Source organism: Pseudomonas sp. NFPP24, assembly GCF_900112095.1.
GTDB lineage: Bacteria > Pseudomonadota > Gammaproteobacteria > Pseudomonadales > Pseudomonadaceae > Aquipseudomonas > Aquipseudomonas extremorientalis.
In genome coordinates this window covers 143,751-159,580 of record NZ_FOKD01000012.1, presented here as the reverse complement: position 1 = coordinate 159,580, position 15,830 = coordinate 143,751, and the positions used below count along the sequence as shown (strand labels likewise).

Here is a 15,830-nt window from a genome sequence, read left to right as displayed (position 1 = left end):
TACGCAAGCGCTTGCGTCGATCATTTATCGACAGATGAAACGTTTCATCAGCCATTAATCCGAAAAGTACCCAATTTCACCCGAGGGTATCCATTTGAAGCGAGATAGCCCGTAGCCCGCCATCAAAACGCCATAATCTCTGCTATTGTCCAAGGACCTCATCTCCTCCTCGTCGCCCCCCAGCGATCTTCTGTGAGCATGCTCTGCGCCATCGCCGCTTGACGATGGCGGGCCTGAACGTCACGGAACGCCAAAGCGATGGACACACCGTTACCCGAACAACCGCAATCGCGGGCTGAAAAGATCGTCGAGTTCAAGCGGCAGAAAACCCTGCTCAAGACCGGCGCCCTGCAAGACGCAATCTTCAACAGCGCGTACTTTTCCAGCATCGCCACCGACGAGAAAGGCGTGATCCAGATCTTCAACGTCGGCGCCGAACGCATGCTCGGTTATGCCGCCGCCGATGTGGTCAACCGCATCACGCCGGCCGATATTTCCGACCCGATCGAGCTGATCACCCGCGCCGCCGCCCTCAGCCTGGAACTGGATACGCCGATCACGCCGGGCTTCGAAGCGCTGGTATTCAAGGCCTCGCGGGGTATCGAAGACATCTACGAGCTGACCTACATCCGCAAGGACGGCAGTCGTCTGTCGGCCATGGTCTCGGTCACCGCCCTGCGCAACCGACATGACACCATCATCGGCTACTTGCTGATCGGCACCGACAACACCGCGCGCAAGCAGGAAGAAGCCGAGCGCAAAGGCTTCGAGCGGGCGCTGGAAGAAAAGAACCTGGAGCTGGAACACGCCAGTCACATGAAGTCCGAATTCCTCGCCACCATGTCCCATGAACTGCGCACGCCACTGAACGCGGTCATCGGCTTTTCCGAGGCGCTCAAGGATGGCCTGGTCGGCGACATGAGCGAGACCCAGCGCGAATACATCGGCGACATTTTCACCAGCGGCCAGCACTTGTTGTCGTTGATCAACGACATTCTCGACCTGTCCAAGGTCGAGGCCGGGATGATGGAGCTGGAACTGGAAAACGCAGAACTGGCGGGGCTGTTGGCCAACAGCCTGCTCATCGTGAGGGAAAAGGCGGCGCTGCAACGCATCCAATTGAAGCTGGAGTGTCCCGAAGACCTTGGCCTTTTGCAGCTGGACCTGCGCAAGACCAAACAGATCGTCTATAACCTGCTGGCCAACGCCGTAAAGTTCAGCGCACACGGCAGCTCAGTGACCTTGACAGTGCGCCAGGTGCCCCGCGCACAGGTCGGGCACATTCCCGGCGACTGGCCGGTGTACCGCTTTGCCTTGCCCGACGGCGCTCATCAGCCGTTCCTCGAACTCAGCGTCTGCGACACTGGCATCGGGATCGCCGAGGCGGACATGGACAAGTTGTTCAAGGCGTTCAGCCAGATCGACAGCAGCCTGGCACGCAAATTCGAAGGCACTGGCCTGGGGCTGGCGATGGTCAAGCGGTTGACCGACCTGCATGGCGGCAGTGTCGCCGTGGCCAGCCGTGAAGGCTGCGGGGCGCGGTTCGTCGCCTGGCTGCCGCTGCACCGCGCCCCGGAGGCTGCATGCCCCACATCCTGATTGTTGAAGACAACGAAGCCAACATGCGCCTGGCGCGCCTGTTACTCGTCAATGCCGGTCACACGGTGCTGTGGGCCGCGGATGCCGAAACCGGCCTGACCCTGGCCCGCGAACTGCAACCGGCGCTGATCCTGATGGACATCCAGTTGCCCGGCATGGACGGGCTGGCCGCCACCGCCCTGCTCAAGCGCGACCCGCTCACCGCTCACATCCCGGTGATCGCCCTGACGGCAATGGCGATGAAAGAAGACCGCGAAAAGACCCGACTCGCGGGGTGCGATGCCTACATCATCAAGCCGCTGCGTTACAAAGAGCTGTACCAGGTGATCGACACCTTGCTGCAACAGCACATCCGCCCTCTCACATGAGTCCTCTCCATGGCCAGCCAACCCGCAACGTTGTTGATCGTTGATGATGAACCCCAGGTGCGCAAACTCTTGGAAACCCTGCTGCAACATGAGGGCTACCAGACCCTGAGCGCGAGCAGCGGCGAAGAAGCCTTGCAGTTGGTGGCCCGGCAGCCGCCGGACCTGATCCTGCTGGACATCATGATGCCGGGCATGGACGGCTATGAAGTCGCCAGCCAATTGAAGGGCGATGAAACCACGGCGGGTATTCCGATCATCATGCTGTCGGCCCTCAGTGAACCGAGCGCCCGTGTCAGCGGGCTTGAAACCGGCGCCGAGGAATTCATCAGCAAGCCGGTGGAACGTGTCGAGCTATGGTTGCGGGTGCGCAACCTGCTGCGGCTCAAGGAACGCGGCGACCTGGCCAGCCACTCCCGTGAGCTGACGCAACGCCAGATCGGCATGAGCGTGCATGACCTGGCGCACCAGTCCCTGGAAAACGACTTGCGCCAAGCGGTAGCGCGTAATGACTTCACGGTGCATTACCAACCCAAGGTCGAGGTGGCGAGCGGTCGCATCTGCGCCCTCGAAGCGCTGCTGCGTTGGGAAAGGCCGGAATACGGCGCGGTGTCGCCAGCGGTATTTATACCGATCCTGGAAAGCCTGGGCTTGATCGTCCCCGTGGGGCGCTGGGTGATCGAGCAGGTCTGCCAGCAGATCGCCGAGTGGCAACGCGGCGCGATTGGCGCGGTGGAGGTGTCGGTGAACGTCTCCGGCCATCAATTGATCGAAGGCGACCTGATCGCCGATATCGCACGCACCCTGGCCCGCACCGGAGTCGAACCCCATTGGCTGGAAGTGGAACTGACCGAAGGTTCGTTGATGGAAAACACCCAGCACACCATCGCCAGCCTGCAGCGGCTGCACGCCATGGGGGTGAAGATTTCCATCGACGACTTCGGCACCGGCTATTCGAGCCTGGCGTACCTGCGGCGGTTTCCCATCGACACGCTGAAGATCGACATCGCGTTCATCCGCGAGGTAACCAGCAACCCGCAGGACGCGGCGATCACCCGTACCATCATCGAACTGGCCCACAGCCTCAGCCTGCGGGTAGTAGCCGAGGGCGTGGAAACCCAGGCGCAACTGGCGTTCTTGAAGGAGGCCGGCTGTGATCAGATCCAGGGCTATCTGTTCAGCCGGCCGCTGCCGGTGGAGACCCTGGAGCGGCTGTTGCTGGAGCGCTTAGAGAGTCCGTGAGATTTCCTCACGCAGGCACTCGATCAAGCCCCGGTGGTGGTGCATATCTGTGCCAGCCCGCACCTGGACAGTGCGATGTGGCGGTTGAAGCGGTTGGGATCACACTTCGAGCAATGACACACTGCGCTAAAAATGTGGGAGGGGGGCTTGCTCCCCGATAGCACCAGGCCAGTCAACACATCTACAGCTGATCCACCGCAATCGGGGGCAAGCCCCCTCCCACACAGACACCGCTACGGGTCCAGCACGCCGCCGCTGTAGCTGTCGGATAACCGCGTCCCGGTAAACTTGGCGACCACCGAGCCCTGGGCCACCAGGCGTTCGCGGTGGCCGGTGACCATGCGGCCGGCCTGGGCGGCGTGCAGGATCACTTCGGAAGACGGGTCACCGGGGCGGCCGATGATGCGTGCAAAAGGCTGGCCTTCCTCCACGTAATCCCCCAGGGCTTTCTCGAACACCAGCACGCCGGCGCAAGGTGCCAGGATGGTTTCCATGCAGCCCATGTCGACCACGTCGCCCGGCCACTCGTTAATGGCGGCTACTTCGTCGACCACGCCATTGATGCACAACCACGCCCACAGGCCGTCGGCATCCTGTTGCGCCAGCGCATCGCTGACGTCCGCCTGCCCGCGCAGCTCAACGGTCGCGGCCAGTTGCGGCGATGCATGGTTGATGATGGTCTCTTCAAAGGAGCCATCACCGCCCTCATCCCAGACGATCACCAGGTCCACGCGCAAGGCCGCCGCCAACGCCAGGCCCTGGCCGGGCCAGAAGCTGCGGTGGATGTAGAGGTACGGCAGCGCTTCGTCATCGGTGTGCAGGTCCAGCACCAGGTCGGCCTCGGCGGCCAGTTGCACCAGGCGCTTTTGCCACTGCGCCAGGTTACTCGCCGGGCGCGCCATGGCCAGGGAATGATCGAAGGCACGGTTGAAGTTCTGCCCGGTCGCTTCATGAAAGCGCCCCAGCAAACGCCCCTGGCGGAACTGGCCGATGCCGAACGGGTTGGCCTGGGGCACCACGGTGACGCAGCCCTTGAGGCGGCCTTGGTCCTGACACGCCTGTAAGCGCGGCAACAGCTGATGCAGTACCAGCATGCCGGCGATTTCATCCGCGTGCACCCCCGCCTGCAGGTGCACCCTTGGCCCGCTGCCGTCGCCTTCGAAGCGCCAGGCGCCGATGTGCAGCGGGTTGCCGGCGTCGCCGGTGACCTGCCACGAAAGGTCGTTTGCCATGCCTTGCCCTCTTCTCATCAATTAATCGCTAGAGAGTGAACAGACGTTCAACTAACCTGAGCGCTGTGGTGTTTCCATCAAAGGCCTGCCCATGACCGTCGACCCTCCCAAACTGCGCCGTGCCGACCCCGACGAGCGCCGCGACCTGCTGATCGCCGCCGCCCTCACCTGCCTGGCCCGCGACGGGCACGCGGGGATTTCCGTGCGCCGTATCGCCTCCGAAGCCGGTGTATCGGTGGGCTTGCTCAACCACCATTTCGGCAGCATCGACGCGTTGATCGCCGAGACCTACCACAAGCTCGCCAACGAACTGACCACTGTGCTGTGGGAACAGGTCGAGTTGGCTGACGGCGCCGCCGCACGGCTGGACGCGTTTCTCAGCGCCTCGTTCTCGCCACGGGTCATGGACCCCGACCTGCTCGGCGTGTGGGTGGTGTTCTGGAGCCTGATCCGCCACTCACCCCACGTTAACCAGTCCCACGAAAACAGTTACCACACCTACCTGGGGTTGATCCGACGCCTGCTGGACGACCTGGCCCGCAGCGAAAACCTGCTGATCCACGACAGCCACCTGGCCGCCATCGGCCTGTCGGCGATGCTCGACGGACTCTGGCTCGAGGGCTGCCTCAACCCCGGCACCTTCAGCCCCGCCAACGGGCTGCATATCTGCCGCTGCTGGGTACAAGGCTTGCGTCAGGGCGCATTCGGCGCCGACCACAGCCTGTGACAACGGTTTATCCGGCCGACCTGCGCAGCGGCGTACCGCGCCGTTCGGCGATGGCGTAGACGCCTTCGATGAGGAAGGTCAGGCACAGGTAGACGCCCGCCACCAGCAGCAGCGGCTGGTAGATCTGCAAGGTCTGCGCGCGCACCACGTTGGCGGCGCCGAGCAGGTCGACCACGGCAATGGTCGACGCCAGCGCGGTGGATTTGAGCAGCATCACCGTCTCCCCGGCCAGGGTCGGCAGCAACAGGCGCATCGCCCGTGGCAAGCGCACGCGCAGCAAGGCCTGACGCGGTGTCATGCCGAATGCCGAGGCCGCTTCCATTTCGCCTTTGGGCACCGCCAGTAGGCCTCCGCGAATCACCTCGCCGACATAGGCGCCTACCGACAACACCAGGGCGAACACGATGTACCAGTAGCCATCGCGCAGATACGGCCAGAGTAAGCTGCCACGGATCATCGGGAACTGGGCGAACAGGCTGCCCAGGCCATAGTAGAAAATGTAGATCTGGATCAGCAGCGGCGTACCGCGCAGCACGCTGGTGTAGGCCAGTGCACTGCGCGCCAGCCACTTGCGCCGCGACAACCGTGCCAGCGCCACCAGGACCGCCAGGGCAAAACCGAGTACCGCCGAAATCACCAGCAGCGACAAGGTGGTCTGCAATCCCTTGGCGATGAGCCCGGCGTAGTAGCTTATCCACTCAGGCATGTGTGCCTCACTCGACAACCGGCATCCAGCGACGGATACGGCGCTCCAGGCGCCCGGACAGGTAGTTGGAAGCCAGCGTCACCAGGTAATACAAGGCGGCGGCCGTGAGGTAGAACAGCAGGTATTGGCGGGTCGACCCCGCCGCCTGCTTGGCGGTGTACAGCAGCTCGTTGGTGCCAACCACGCTGATCAAGGCGCTGTCCTTGATCAGGTTGATCCACAGGTTGGACATGCCGGCCAGGGCGAACGGCGCCATGATCGGCAGCGTCACCCGCCGGAACAGCCCCAGCCCGCTCAGGCCAAAAGCCCGCGCCGCTTCGATCTGCCCGTGAGGGATCGCCAAAATCGCCGCGCGAAAAATCTCCGAGGCATAGGCGCCCTGCACCAGGCCCAGCACCAGGATCGCCACCAGCGGGCCGCTGATATTCACTTGGGCGAAGCCCAGCCACAGCATCAGCGCGTTGAGGCCCATGGAGCCGGCGTAATACAGCAGCAGAATCAGCAGCAGTTCCGGCACCGCGCGGAACACCGTGGTGTAGCCGCGCATCAGCAGCGCGATCGGGCGCGGCGCGCTGAGCTTGGCGCAGGCCACCACCAGGCCGATCAGCAAGCCCACCGCAAACGACCCGGCGGAGATCTGCAGGGTCATCCATAACCCCTTGAGCAACGCATGGCCCCACCCTTGTTCGCCGAAGCCGAGAAGATCGAACATGGTTATTCGGTCTTCTGGGCGATTTGCGGGTACGGGCTGTCACAGGTCTTGCTCACGAACGCCGGGGTATCGGTGCGCTTGCACGGGCTGACCGACAGGCCGAAATAGTGCTGCGACAGGTCGTCGTAGTCCTTGCTCACCAACAATTCGCCAATAGCCTTGTCCAGCCGGGCCTTGAGCGCGGTGTCTTCCTTGCGCAGGCCAGCGCCGACGCCACGGCCGATGATCGGGTCGTAGGGCACGCTGGCGATGTGCGCCAGGCCGCTGGCTTCCGGGGTCTTGACCATCATGGCGATGGCGGTGTCGTCGGCCATCATGTAGTCGATACGCCCGGCAATCAGGTCGGCGTTGGCCGATTCCTGGGTGTCGTAGTACTTGAGGTCGGCGATGTTTTCGTAATACTTCTTCAGGTAATTGGCGCTGACCGTGGAGATCTGCACGCCGATCAACTTGCCCTTGAGGCCCGCCGGGGAGATCTCGACTTCGCTGCCTTTCGGCCCCGCAACGCCCAGCAGGGAATCGTAGTAGGCGCGGCTGAACGCGATCTGTTTTTCGCGCTCGTCGGTCACCGACATCGACGAGAAAATCACGTCGATCTTCTTCGCCAGCAGCGAGGGAATAATGCCGTCCCACGCCACTTCCTTGATCTGGCATTCGGCTTTCATGCCTTCACAGAGCTTGTGGATCAGGTCCACCTCGAACCCGGACCACTGGCCGTTACCGCCCTTCACGGTAAACGGCGGGTAGGGTTCGGCCGCCACCGCAAACACGATGGGTTTGTCGGCCGCCCAGGAGAAACCTGCGGCCAGCATCAGCACTGCACTGCCCAACCACGTTGCCATATGCTTGGATTTCATGATTTTTCCCCGTCTTTTTCTGGAGTTAGCGAGTTTGATGCGCGTTGACGAACTGTCGGCAACGTTCACTGCGTGGGTCGATAAACACCGTGTCCGGCGAGCCGGTTTCTTCGATCATGCCTTGGTGCAGGAACGCCACTTTCGACGACACATCCCGGGCGAATGCCATTTCATGGGTGACCAGGATCATGGTGCGCCCCTCTTCAGCCAGGGAACGGATCACCCGCAGCACTTCGCCCACCAACTCCGGGTCGAGGGCCGAAGTGGGTTCGTCGAACAGCATGACTTTGGGCCGCATGGCCAGCGCCCGGGCAATCGCTACGCGCTGTTGCTGGCCACCGGAAAGGAAGGCCGGGTATTCGTTGCGCTTGGCGGCCAGGCCGACGCGGTCGAGCAGGCTTTCTGCGCGTTCGATGGCCTCGGCGCGGCTTTCGCGCAACACCTGGGTGGGGGCTTCGATGAGGTTTTCGAGCACCGTGCGATGGGGCCACAGGTTGAAGTTCTGGAACACCATGCCCAGGGTCGAGCGAATCCGTACCAACTGCCTGGCATCCGCGACCAGGGGCGCGCCGGGGCGGCCGTAGTTGAGCTTGATGCTTTCGCCGTCCACATGAATGCTGCCCTGGTCCGGCACTTCGAGCATGTTGATACAGCGCAGCAAGGTGCTTTTGCCCGAGCCGCTGGCGCCGATCAGCGAGATCACCTCGCCTTCGTGGGCCGTGAGGGAAATGCCCTTGAGCACTTCGATATTGCCGAAGCGCTTGTGCAGGTCGATGACCTCGATCATCTTCTTGGCTGCGACGGGTTGCGCCACTTCAACCCTGGACGTGGCGGTGATACGTGGCTCACCGGCCAGCTTGGCGACAAACTGCGCGATACGTTGGCAGGCCTGTGCCAGGCGCTCTTCACTGAGGGTGAACGACAACCGCACAAAACCTTGCGCGGGCTCGCCGAAGGCCGCCGCGTCCAGCACCGATACCCCGGCTTCGCGAAATAGACGCCAGGCAAAATCCAGGGAGCCCAAGCCGGTGCCGCGCACGTCCACCAGCACGAACATCCCCGCTTGCGGCACCTGTACCTGGATTCCGGGGCAGGCACTCAGCCCGGCCACCACCAGGTCGCGGCGGCGCCGGTAGATCTCGCGCATGCCCCGGGTCACTTCATCATGGGCCAGCACGGCGGCGGTGGCGGCTTCCATCACAAAGCCGGGCAAGCCGTACAGCATGCTGAGCACCAGGGTTTCGGCATGGGCGATCAGTTCGGGCGTGGCGATGAGCCAGCCGATGCGCCAACCGGTCATCGCGTGGGACTTGGACAGGCTGCCAATCACCACGCAGCGCTCGGCCATGCCCGGCAGCGCGGCGAGGCTGTGGTACTCGCCGTCGAACACCAGGCTTTCGTAGACCTCATCCACCACGACCCACAAGTCATGGGCGATGGCCAGCTCAGCGATGGCCTGCAACTCCTGTGCGTCAAGGACCACGCCGGTGGGGTTGTTCGGGTTGGAGAAGAAAATCGCCCGTGTCCGCGGGGTGATCGCGGCGGCGAGCAGCGCCGGATCGACGCGGAAGCCCGACTCAGGGGAACACGGCACGCGTACCAGTGTGGCGCCGCTGGCCTTGAGCGTGGCTTCGTAGGTGACGTACATCGGGTCGAGCACCAGCACCTCGTCACCGGCCTGCAACAGGCACAGCGACGTGACGAACAAGGCGTTCTGCGCACCGGCCACCGTGATCACATTTGCGCCGTCCAGCGGGCGTGCCAGCGTCTGGCTGTAGCGTGCTGCAATCGCTTCGCGCAGTGCCGGGCGGCCAGGGATTTCGGTGTAGTGGGTGTCGCCTTCGCGCAAGGCGCTGACGGCAGCGTCGGTAATAAAGGACGGCGTGGCGAAATCCGGGTCGCCGACGCTGAGAATGATGATGTCTTCGCCCTGGCTGGCGGCGTGAAACGCCGCGTGGTGGATGTCCCAGGCGGCTACGCCCTGCCCTGCAATTCGTTCGACGAAGGGGGAAAACCGCATGCCAGAGCCTCTCGTTCAAGAAGAAACAGCGCTAACCCGTTCTGTTGCAAACGGGCGGATGCGGTCAACATAGTTCAAGCTGAACACTCGTTCAATGGGCATGTCTGACCCGGTGTCGTTTATCGTCCAAAGAGGTCGCTATGGCGATTCCGCAGGAGGCGCGAGGCTAATTCGGATGGTCTCGACGCGCATGAAAAAATCCAGTGGCTTGCAATAATGCCTGGAAAAACAATTACCCTAAGTCATCCACGGTTGAATCGGGCTCAACGCCGCACCCAGCCGAACTCCTGCATAAGAGACTTGCAAATGGCTGCTTTCAACCGTTCCGAACTGGCCGATCTCAACGTGTTCATGGCGATCATCCGCCGTCGCAGCTTTCGCCATGCTGCCCACGAATTGGGTGTGACCACCTCGGCCCTGAGCCACACCATGCGCAACCTGGAAACCCGACTGGGGGTCAAACTGCTGTACCGCACCAGCCGTGCCGTCGAACCCACCGATGCCGGCTCGCTGCTGGCAGAAAAACTCAACCAGGGCTTCGCCACCATCAAGGACGGCCTCGACACCCTGGAGTTGTACCGCGAAGCACCGATTGGCCGGCTGCGCTTGAACGTGCCGCGGGATGCGGCGGTATTGCTGCTGGCGCCGATCCTCGGGGACTTCTGCGCCACCTACCCGCAACTGCGCGTGGACCTGATCGTGCAGGACCAGATGATCGACATCATCGCCGAGGGCTACGACGCCGGTATCCGCTACGGTGCCACCGTGCCCCAGGACATGGTCGCCGTGCCCTTGACCGGTGAGTTGCGCTGGATCGTGGTCGCGTCGCCCGCCTACCTGGCCCGCCGGGGCACGCCGCAGGAGCCCAAAGACCTGCTGCAACACGCCTGCATCCGCATGTACCTGGGCGACAACACTACCTATAAGTGGGAACTGGGCAACGGCAGTCGCCAGCAACGCATCGACGTGCCCGGCCACTTCAGCGCAGCCGACACCGAGACCATCGTCAATGCGGCGCTGCAAGGGGTGGGCATCGCCTACTGCCTGTCCAACCGCGTGCAGCAGGAGCTCAAGGACGGTCGCCTGGTGGAGGTCATGCCCGACTGGGCCTGCATGGGCGAGCCGTTGTGCATGTATTACCCGAGCCGGCGCCAGCCGCAGCCGGGATTGCGCCAGCTGATGGACATGATCCGCGTGAAAACCATTGGCTCGCAGTTGATCCAATCACATTGAACCCGTCACCGGCCGCGGTCCTCCAACCTGAACAGACCACGGCCTCGGTGCACGCTCGATGACTTTTATTCTATGGATGGCCGTACTGGGCACTGTCTTGCTCACCCTTGCCCTCACCTCCTCCTACCTGCGCTGGATGCCGGTCACCACCTCGGCGGTGTGCCTGTTGCTGGGGGTAGGCATCGGCCCGCTGGGCGTCGACCTGTTGCACCTGGACATCAAAAACTCTGCGCGCTGGATGGAGCACCTCACTGAAGTCGCGGTGCTGTTTTCGCTGTTCGTCAGCGGCTTGAAGCTGCGTCTGCCACTCAAGCACCGAACCTGGCGCATCGCGTTCGGCATGGCCGGGCCGGTGATGCTGTTGACCATCCTCGGCATCTGCCTGGCGCTGCATTACCTGTTTGCATTGTCGTGGGGTGTGTCACTGCTGGTCGGGGCGATTCTGGCCCCGACTGACCCGGTGCTGGCAGGCCTGGTGCAGGTCAATAATGCCCAGGACTATGATGCGCTGCGCTTCGGGCTGTCCGGCGAAGCGGGCCTGAACGACGGCACGGCCTTCCCGTTTGTGATTTTCGCCCTGCTGTTCATGCAGCACGGCGGGTTCGACGGTGGCTGGCTGGGCGGTTGGGTGCTGAAGAATCTGCTCTGGGCGGTGCCGGCCGGGTTGTTGATCGGCTACTGGATGGGCCGTGGCATAGGCCGCGTGACCCTATGGTTGCGCATCAGCAACAGTGACAGCACGCTCTCGCCCAATGACTACCTGACGCTCGCACTGATCGCACTGGCCTATGTGGTCGCCGAGGCGGTGGGCGGCTATGGCTTCCTGTCAGTGTTCGCGGCGGGGCTTGGCTTGCGCCAGGCGGAGTTCCGCTCGACCGGGAACTCGCAGACCCCGTCGGAGCATTTGGCGCTGCCGGTGGTGGGTCACCTGGAAGTAGAGCCAGAACACGCATTGCAAGGTGATGTCAGCGAACTGAAAGACACCCAGATCGCCGCCGGCGTGATGATGGGCGACATGCTCTCGTTCGGCAGCCTGGTGGAGCGTTCGATGGAGGTGTTCCTGGTAACGGTGCTGGGCATCGTGCTGGTCAGCCACTGGGATTGGCGCGCACTGGCGGTGGCGGCACTGCTGTTCTGCGTGATCCGCCCGCTGGGCGTGCTGGCAATGCCTTGGGGCCGCTTGATTGATCTGCGCCAGCGCGGGCTGATGGGGTGGTTTGGTATTCGCGGGATCGGCAGTATTTACTACCTGTTCTACGCGCTCAACCACGGCTTGATTGGCACCAGCAGCGCGGTGGCGGTAAACCTGACCTTGTCAGTCATTGCCTTGAGCATCGTCGTTCATGGCCTGAGTACCCAGCCGATGCTGGTGTGGTATGAACGACGAGCCAAGGCGGACGCTCAGTCCTGACGCTCTGTATTGCCTACGTCTGCCGCGTCATCCAGGTCGTTGAGCGGCACTTCTGCATCATCCATCAAGGAACCGGGGTCTTCATTGCCCGGGTCGTTGAGTTCGTCGTCGAGTTCTTTGGACATGACCGTCTCCTCTAACCGCCCTGGGTATCGATATCGGCATCGGTTTCAGGCTTGGGCTCGCGCTCGGGCTTGAAGTCTGGACTGTAGTCGTTTTCCCTGGCTTTGGGGTCTTTGGCCGGGACCGGGTCTTTCGGTGCGTCGGCAGCGGTACCGGGAGCCGGTTCGCCGCCGTCGATGGCCGGGTCGTTGCGGTTATCGAGTTGCGGGTCTTTGCTTGTGCTCATGGGTCACCTCGTTACAGGCCGCAGGGAAATCAGCAGGGCCTACAGGTAAGGCGCTGCGCCACCCGGCGAAGTTCCGTCCGATTGCTCAGCGGATCGGGTTGTCGACCTGGATATAGAACGCGTATATCCCCAGCACCAGCCAGAACACCATGAACAGCCAGGGCGCACGCATGGAGAACAGCAGCGACTTGCGATAGCCCTTGTGGGACGACTCCATTTCGGAAAATAGCGGCGACTCATCATAGGCCATGCCCATCACCGGCTCGCTGCGCAGCAGTTCGCTCTGCTTGTAGTGCCAGTGATCGATGATTTCGTACGCCGCCCGAATGCCTGGCCAGGCATTCAGGGAGCTGAGAATGCCCAGCGAGACCAGGAACACCGGCACCACGAGGGTAAACAGCTTGCCCCACTCCGGGTTGAGGTTGCCCATGCCGGAAACAAAGGCGATCACCAGGAACGATTGCGCCGTGAGATAAGCGTCGGTGCGGTTGGCCAGGATGGTGGTTTCGTACTGGATCTCGCGCCGGTAGAAGTCCAGACGGTCCTTGGGCGAACCGAAGATCTTGGCGTTGTGTTCGCTGTGGTCGGTCAGGGCCGCTTCCGGTGTATGGGGAGAGATGATTCTGGGCATGACGGTGCTCCCTGCTGGTTCAAGTCCTGTTAGAAGAATCAGCGGCGAGTGAAGTTCAAGTTTGTTCATGCACCAAGTCGGGGCGCCTGCCAGGCACTGCCCCCTTCTGGTGAGCGGGCATGTTGTTGTGAGCGGGCTTGCTCGCCACGACACGCCCCTCACTACAAGCAATTCAGGGTTTCGGCACAGGCATTGCTTTATCCATTCATCTGCCCGGATACAGGAGCATTCGTTACCCCCCGACCCAGAGCCGCCCCCACAAGAAAGTAAGGACCAGGCCCAGTGGCACCCTTAGCCACGGGCTCATAAAAATGCGTTTTTTGAAACGGCAGTGCCACCCAAGCGTCCCTCGGCACTGACAAGGTACTGGAATGGCTCGATCTTTCTTCGATGAAATGAATGACGCAAACGGCGCCTGCCGTGCGCACTATCAGGACTTCTCCCGCTGGCTGGCGAATACGCCGCCGGAACTGCTGGCCCAGCGTCGCCGCGAAGCCGATTTGCTGTTTCACCGCGCCGGGATCACCTTCACCCTCTACGGCGACGAACAAGACACCGAGCGCCTGATCCCCTTCGACATCATCCCGCGCAGCATCCCTGCCAGTGAATGGAGCGTTATCGAACGCGGCTGTATCCAGCGCGTCAATGCGCTGAACATGTTCCTCGCCGACATCTACCACGACCAGCGCATCATCAAGGCCGGGATCATTCCGGCGGACCAGGTGCTGGGCAACGAGGGCTATCAGAAGGCCATGGTCGGCCTGGACCTGCACCGCGACATCTACTCGCATATCTCGGGTGTCGACCTGGTGCGTGACGGTGACGGCACCTATTACGTGCTCGAGGACAACCTGCGCACCCCCAGCGGCGTGAGCTACATGCTCGAAGACCGCAAGATGATGATGCGCCTGTTCCCCGAAGTATTCGCCAAGCAACGCATCGCGCCGGTGGACCACTACCCCAACCTGCTGCTCAAGACGTTGAAGAGCTCCAGCCGCCTGGACAACCCCAACGTGGTGGTACTGACCCCGGGCCGCTTCAACAGCGCGTTCTTCGAACATGCGTTCCTGGCCCGGGAAATGGGTGTGGAACTGGTGGAAGGCGCCGACCTGTTCGTGCAAGACCTCAAGGTGTTCATGCGCACCACCGACGGCCCCAAGCCGGTCGACGTGATTTACCGGCGCATCGATGACGCCTTCCTCGACCCCAAGGCCTTCAACCCCGAGTCGATGCTCGGCGTCCCCGGCCTGGTCGCGGCCTATTGCGCCGGCAACGTAGTGCTGGCCAATGCCATCGGCACCGGCGTGGCGGACGACAAGTCGATCTACCCCTATGTGCCGGAAATGATCCGTTTCTACCTGGACGAAGAACCGGTGCTACAAAACGTACCGACCTTCCAGTGCCGCAAGCCCGATGAACTGTCCCACGTACTGGCTCACCTGCCGGAACTGGTGGTCAAGGAAACCCAGGGTTCCGGTGGCTACGGCATGCTGGTCGGGCCGGCTTCCAGCGCCGCCGAGATCGAGGACTTCCGCCAGCGCATCAAGGCGCGTCCCCACGCCTACATCGCCCAACCGACGTTGAGCCTGTCCACCTGCCCCACCTTCGTTGAAAACGGCATCGCCCCACGGCATATCGACCTGCGGCCCTTTGTGCTGTCGGGCAAGGAAACCCGCCTGGTGCCCGGTGGGCTTACCCGCGTGGCATTGAAGGAAGGCTCGTTGATCGTCAACTCGTCGCAAGGCGGCGGAACCAAGGACACCTGGGTGGTGGAGGGCTGAGTATGTTGAGTAGAACCGCCGCAGATCTGTACTGGATGTCCCGTTACCTGGAGCGTGCCGAAAACCTGGCGCGCATGCTCGAAGTCAGTTACTCGCTGTCGTTGATGCCACAAGCCGGGCGCAGCGACGGTCTGGACGAACTGGCCATGTCGTTGCTCAGCAGCGGCACCCTGGACAGCTACCTTGAACGCCATAAACAGCTGGATGCCGAGCGCATGCTGCACTTCTTCGCCCTCGACGAAGAAAACCCCGCCAGCATCTACAACTGCCTGCGCGCCGCCCGTGGCAATGCCCACGCCGTACGCGGGCGCATCACCGCCGACATGTGGGAAAACCTCAACGCCACCTGGCTGGAAATGCGCAGCATCGCCGCCGGCGGCCTGGCACGACACGGCATCAGCCACTTCTGTGATTGGGTCAAGCAGCGCTCGCACCTGTTTCGTGGGGCAACCTCGGGGACGATCATGCGCAATGACGCCTATCGGTTCATTCGCCTCGGCACCTTTGTCGAGCGTGCCGACAACACCCTGCGTTTGCTGGATGCGCGCTACGAGATGTTCGGCGAAGAATCGGAAGAAGTCAGTGACTTGTCGGCACGCGGTTATTACCAGTGGAGCGCCCTGCTCCGCGCGTTGTCGTCCTTCGAGGCGTATACGCAGCTGTACCCGAACGCGTTGAACGCCCGTTCCGTGTCCGAATTACTGCTGTTGCGCAGCGATGTGCCGCGCTCGTTGCATGCGTGCATCGAGGAGTTGAGCCATATCCTGGCGGACCTGCCTGGTAGTTATGGGCGCACGGCGCAGCGCCTGGCGGCGGAGTTCGAGGCGCGGCTGCGGTATACGGGGATTGATGAAATCCTTGAAGACGGCTTGCACAGCCGTCTCACCGAGTTTATCGACACCGTGCGCGAGTTGGCGCGAGCAATTCACAGCTCGTACCTGGAGGTTGTGTAATCCACAACCGGG

16 protein-coding genes are annotated in these 15,830 nt (G+C 62.5%); 8 read left to right on the top strand and 8 right to left on the bottom strand.

Annotated features, from left to right (window positions below; genetic code table 11):
* The first annotated feature begins 258 nt into the window (after positions 1-258).
* From BM026_RS23680 to BM026_RS23670, 3 genes are read left to right on the top strand one after another with little or no spacing between them, the layout of a single operon-like run.
* Positions 259-1,599, top strand: coding sequence for a sensor histidine kinase (locus BM026_RS23680; RefSeq protein WP_093530293.1), 1,341 nt, complete (start codon positions 259-261; stop codon positions 1,597-1,599).
* Positions 1,584-1,967, top strand: a complete 384-nt coding sequence (locus BM026_RS23675) for a response regulator (protein ID WP_093530292.1) — start codon at positions 1,584-1,586, stop codon at positions 1,965-1,967. The genes BM026_RS23680 and BM026_RS23675 overlap by 16 nt, the downstream gene beginning before the upstream one ends.
* A 9-nt stretch (positions 1,968-1,976) precedes the next feature.
* Positions 1,977-3,206, top strand: coding sequence for an EAL domain-containing response regulator (locus tag BM026_RS23670; protein WP_093530290.1), 1,230 nt, complete (start codon positions 1,977-1,979; stop codon positions 3,204-3,206).
* Positions 3,207-3,439: 233 nt separating this feature from the next.
* Here BM026_RS23670 and BM026_RS23665 read toward each other — a convergent pair whose 3' ends face one another.
* Complete coding sequence (locus BM026_RS23665) at positions 3,440-4,438, bottom strand: M14 family metallopeptidase (protein WP_093530288.1); 999 nt, start codon at positions 4,436-4,438, stop codon at positions 3,440-3,442.
* Between the two features lie 91 nt (positions 4,439-4,529).
* Here BM026_RS23665 and BM026_RS23660 point away from each other — a divergent pair, with 91 nt between their 5' ends.
* Entirely contained in the window at positions 4,530-5,165 is a 636-nt protein-coding gene (locus tag BM026_RS23660) for a TetR/AcrR family transcriptional regulator (RefSeq protein ID WP_093530286.1), read from the top strand.
* Between the two features lie 7 nt (positions 5,166-5,172).
* On the opposite strand, the gene BM026_RS23655 is transcribed toward BM026_RS23660, so the two are convergent.
* From BM026_RS23655 to BM026_RS29520, 4 genes are read right to left on the bottom strand one after another with little or no spacing between them, the layout of a single operon-like run.
* Entirely contained in the window at positions 5,173-5,871 is a 699-nt protein-coding gene (locus tag BM026_RS23655; RefSeq protein ID WP_092243497.1) for an ABC transporter permease, read from the bottom strand.
* Positions 5,872-5,878: 7 nt separating this feature from the next.
* Positions 5,879-6,583 carry an ABC transporter permease gene (locus tag BM026_RS23650; RefSeq protein ID WP_092243494.1) on the bottom strand — a complete coding sequence of 235 codons (705 nt, stop codon included), beginning with the start codon at positions 6,581-6,583 and terminating at the stop codon, positions 5,879-5,881.
* A gap of 2 nt (positions 6,584-6,585) precedes the next feature.
* On the bottom strand, positions 6,586-7,425 hold the full coding sequence (locus BM026_RS23645) for a transporter substrate-binding domain-containing protein (RefSeq protein WP_093120979.1): 840 nt from the start codon (positions 7,423-7,425) through the stop codon (positions 6,586-6,588).
* A gap of 40 nt (positions 7,426-7,465) precedes the next feature.
* Positions 7,466-9,460 carry an aminotransferase class I/II-fold pyridoxal phosphate-dependent enzyme gene (locus tag BM026_RS29520; protein WP_093530284.1) on the bottom strand — a complete coding sequence of 665 codons (1,995 nt, stop codon included), beginning with the start codon at positions 9,458-9,460 and terminating at the stop codon, positions 7,466-7,468.
* 306 nt (positions 9,461-9,766) lie between these two features.
* On the opposite strand from BM026_RS29520, the gene BM026_RS23635 reads away from it, so the two are divergent.
* Together BM026_RS23635 and BM026_RS23630 are read left to right on the top strand one after the other, a co-directional pair.
* Positions 9,767-10,693, top strand: coding sequence for a LysR family transcriptional regulator (locus BM026_RS23635; protein ID WP_092243486.1), 927 nt, complete (start codon positions 9,767-9,769; stop codon positions 10,691-10,693).
* Positions 10,694-10,751: 58 nt separating this feature from the next.
* Complete coding sequence (locus tag BM026_RS23630) at positions 10,752-12,104, top strand: cation:proton antiporter (protein ID WP_093530282.1); 1,353 nt, start codon at positions 10,752-10,754, stop codon at positions 12,102-12,104.
* Here BM026_RS23630 and BM026_RS29430 read toward each other — a convergent pair.
* From BM026_RS29430 to BM026_RS23620, 3 genes are all read right to left on the bottom strand, one after another.
* Positions 12,095-12,229: a hypothetical protein gene (locus tag BM026_RS29430; RefSeq protein WP_010210499.1), complete on the bottom strand. Its 135-nt coding sequence runs from the start codon at positions 12,227-12,229 to the stop codon at positions 12,095-12,097. The two genes, BM026_RS23630 and BM026_RS29430, sit on opposite strands and share 10 nt — an antisense overlap.
* A gap of 11 nt (positions 12,230-12,240) precedes the next feature.
* Positions 12,241-12,453 carry a hypothetical protein gene (locus BM026_RS23625; protein ID WP_071488344.1) on the bottom strand — a complete coding sequence of 71 codons (213 nt, stop codon included), beginning with the start codon at positions 12,451-12,453 and terminating at the stop codon, positions 12,241-12,243.
* An 85-nt stretch (positions 12,454-12,538) separates the two neighbouring features.
* Positions 12,539-13,084 carry a hypothetical protein gene (locus BM026_RS23620; protein ID WP_071488345.1) on the bottom strand — a complete coding sequence of 182 codons (546 nt, stop codon included), beginning with the start codon at positions 13,082-13,084 and terminating at the stop codon, positions 12,539-12,541.
* A 371-nt stretch (positions 13,085-13,455) separates the two neighbouring features.
* Between BM026_RS23620 and BM026_RS23615 the strand changes: the two genes are divergently transcribed.
* Complete coding sequence (locus tag BM026_RS23615; RefSeq protein ID WP_093530280.1) at positions 13,456-14,865, top strand: circularly permuted type 2 ATP-grasp protein; 1,410 nt, start codon at positions 13,456-13,458, stop codon at positions 14,863-14,865.
* A 2-nt stretch (positions 14,866-14,867) separates the two neighbouring features.
* On the top strand, positions 14,868-15,818 hold the full coding sequence (locus tag BM026_RS23610) for an alpha-E domain-containing protein (RefSeq protein WP_093530278.1): 951 nt from the start codon (positions 14,868-14,870) through the stop codon (positions 15,816-15,818).
* Positions 15,819-15,830 lie beyond the last annotated feature (12 nt).

Bases quoted from the DNA above. Each gene is read 5' to 3' on its own strand.
- BM026_RS23680 (WP_093530293.1), top strand. From the start codon at position 259: ATGGACACACCGTTACCCGAACAACCGCAATCGCGGGCTGAAAAGATC.
- BM026_RS23675 (WP_093530292.1), top strand. From the start codon at position 1,584: ATGCCCCACATCCTGATTGTTGAAGACAACGAAGCCAACATGCGCCTG.
- BM026_RS23670 (WP_093530290.1), top strand. From the start codon at position 1,977: ATGGCCAGCCAACCCGCAACGTTGTTGATCGTTGATGATGAACCCCAG.
- BM026_RS23665 (WP_093530288.1), bottom strand. From the start codon at position 4,438: ATGGCAAACGACCTTTCGTGGCAGGTCACCGGCGACGCCGGCAACCCG.
- BM026_RS23660 (WP_093530286.1), top strand. From the start codon at position 4,530: ATGACCGTCGACCCTCCCAAACTGCGCCGTGCCGACCCCGACGAGCGC.
- BM026_RS23655 (WP_092243497.1), bottom strand. From the start codon at position 5,871: ATGCCTGAGTGGATAAGCTACTACGCCGGGCTCATCGCCAAGGGATTG.
- BM026_RS23650 (WP_092243494.1), bottom strand. From the start codon at position 6,583: ATGTTCGATCTTCTCGGCTTCGGCGAACAAGGGTGGGGCCATGCGTTG.
- BM026_RS23645 (WP_093120979.1), bottom strand. From the start codon at position 7,425: ATGGCAACGTGGTTGGGCAGTGCAGTGCTGATGCTGGCCGCAGGTTTC.
- BM026_RS29520 (WP_093530284.1), bottom strand. From the start codon at position 9,460: ATGCGGTTTTCCCCCTTCGTCGAACGAATTGCAGGGCAGGGCGTAGCC.
- BM026_RS23635 (WP_092243486.1), top strand. From the start codon at position 9,767: ATGGCTGCTTTCAACCGTTCCGAACTGGCCGATCTCAACGTGTTCATG.
- BM026_RS23630 (WP_093530282.1), top strand. From the start codon at position 10,752: ATGACTTTTATTCTATGGATGGCCGTACTGGGCACTGTCTTGCTCACC.
- BM026_RS29430 (WP_010210499.1), bottom strand. From the start codon at position 12,229: ATGTCCAAAGAACTCGACGACGAACTCAACGACCCGGGCAATGAAGAC.
- BM026_RS23625 (WP_071488344.1), bottom strand. From the start codon at position 12,453: ATGAGCACAAGCAAAGACCCGCAACTCGATAACCGCAACGACCCGGCC.
- BM026_RS23620 (WP_071488345.1), bottom strand. From the start codon at position 13,084: ATGCCCAGAATCATCTCTCCCCATACACCGGAAGCGGCCCTGACCGAC.
- BM026_RS23615 (WP_093530280.1), top strand. From the start codon at position 13,456: ATGGCTCGATCTTTCTTCGATGAAATGAATGACGCAAACGGCGCCTGC.
- BM026_RS23610 (WP_093530278.1), top strand. From the start codon at position 14,868: ATGTTGAGTAGAACCGCCGCAGATCTGTACTGGATGTCCCGTTACCTG.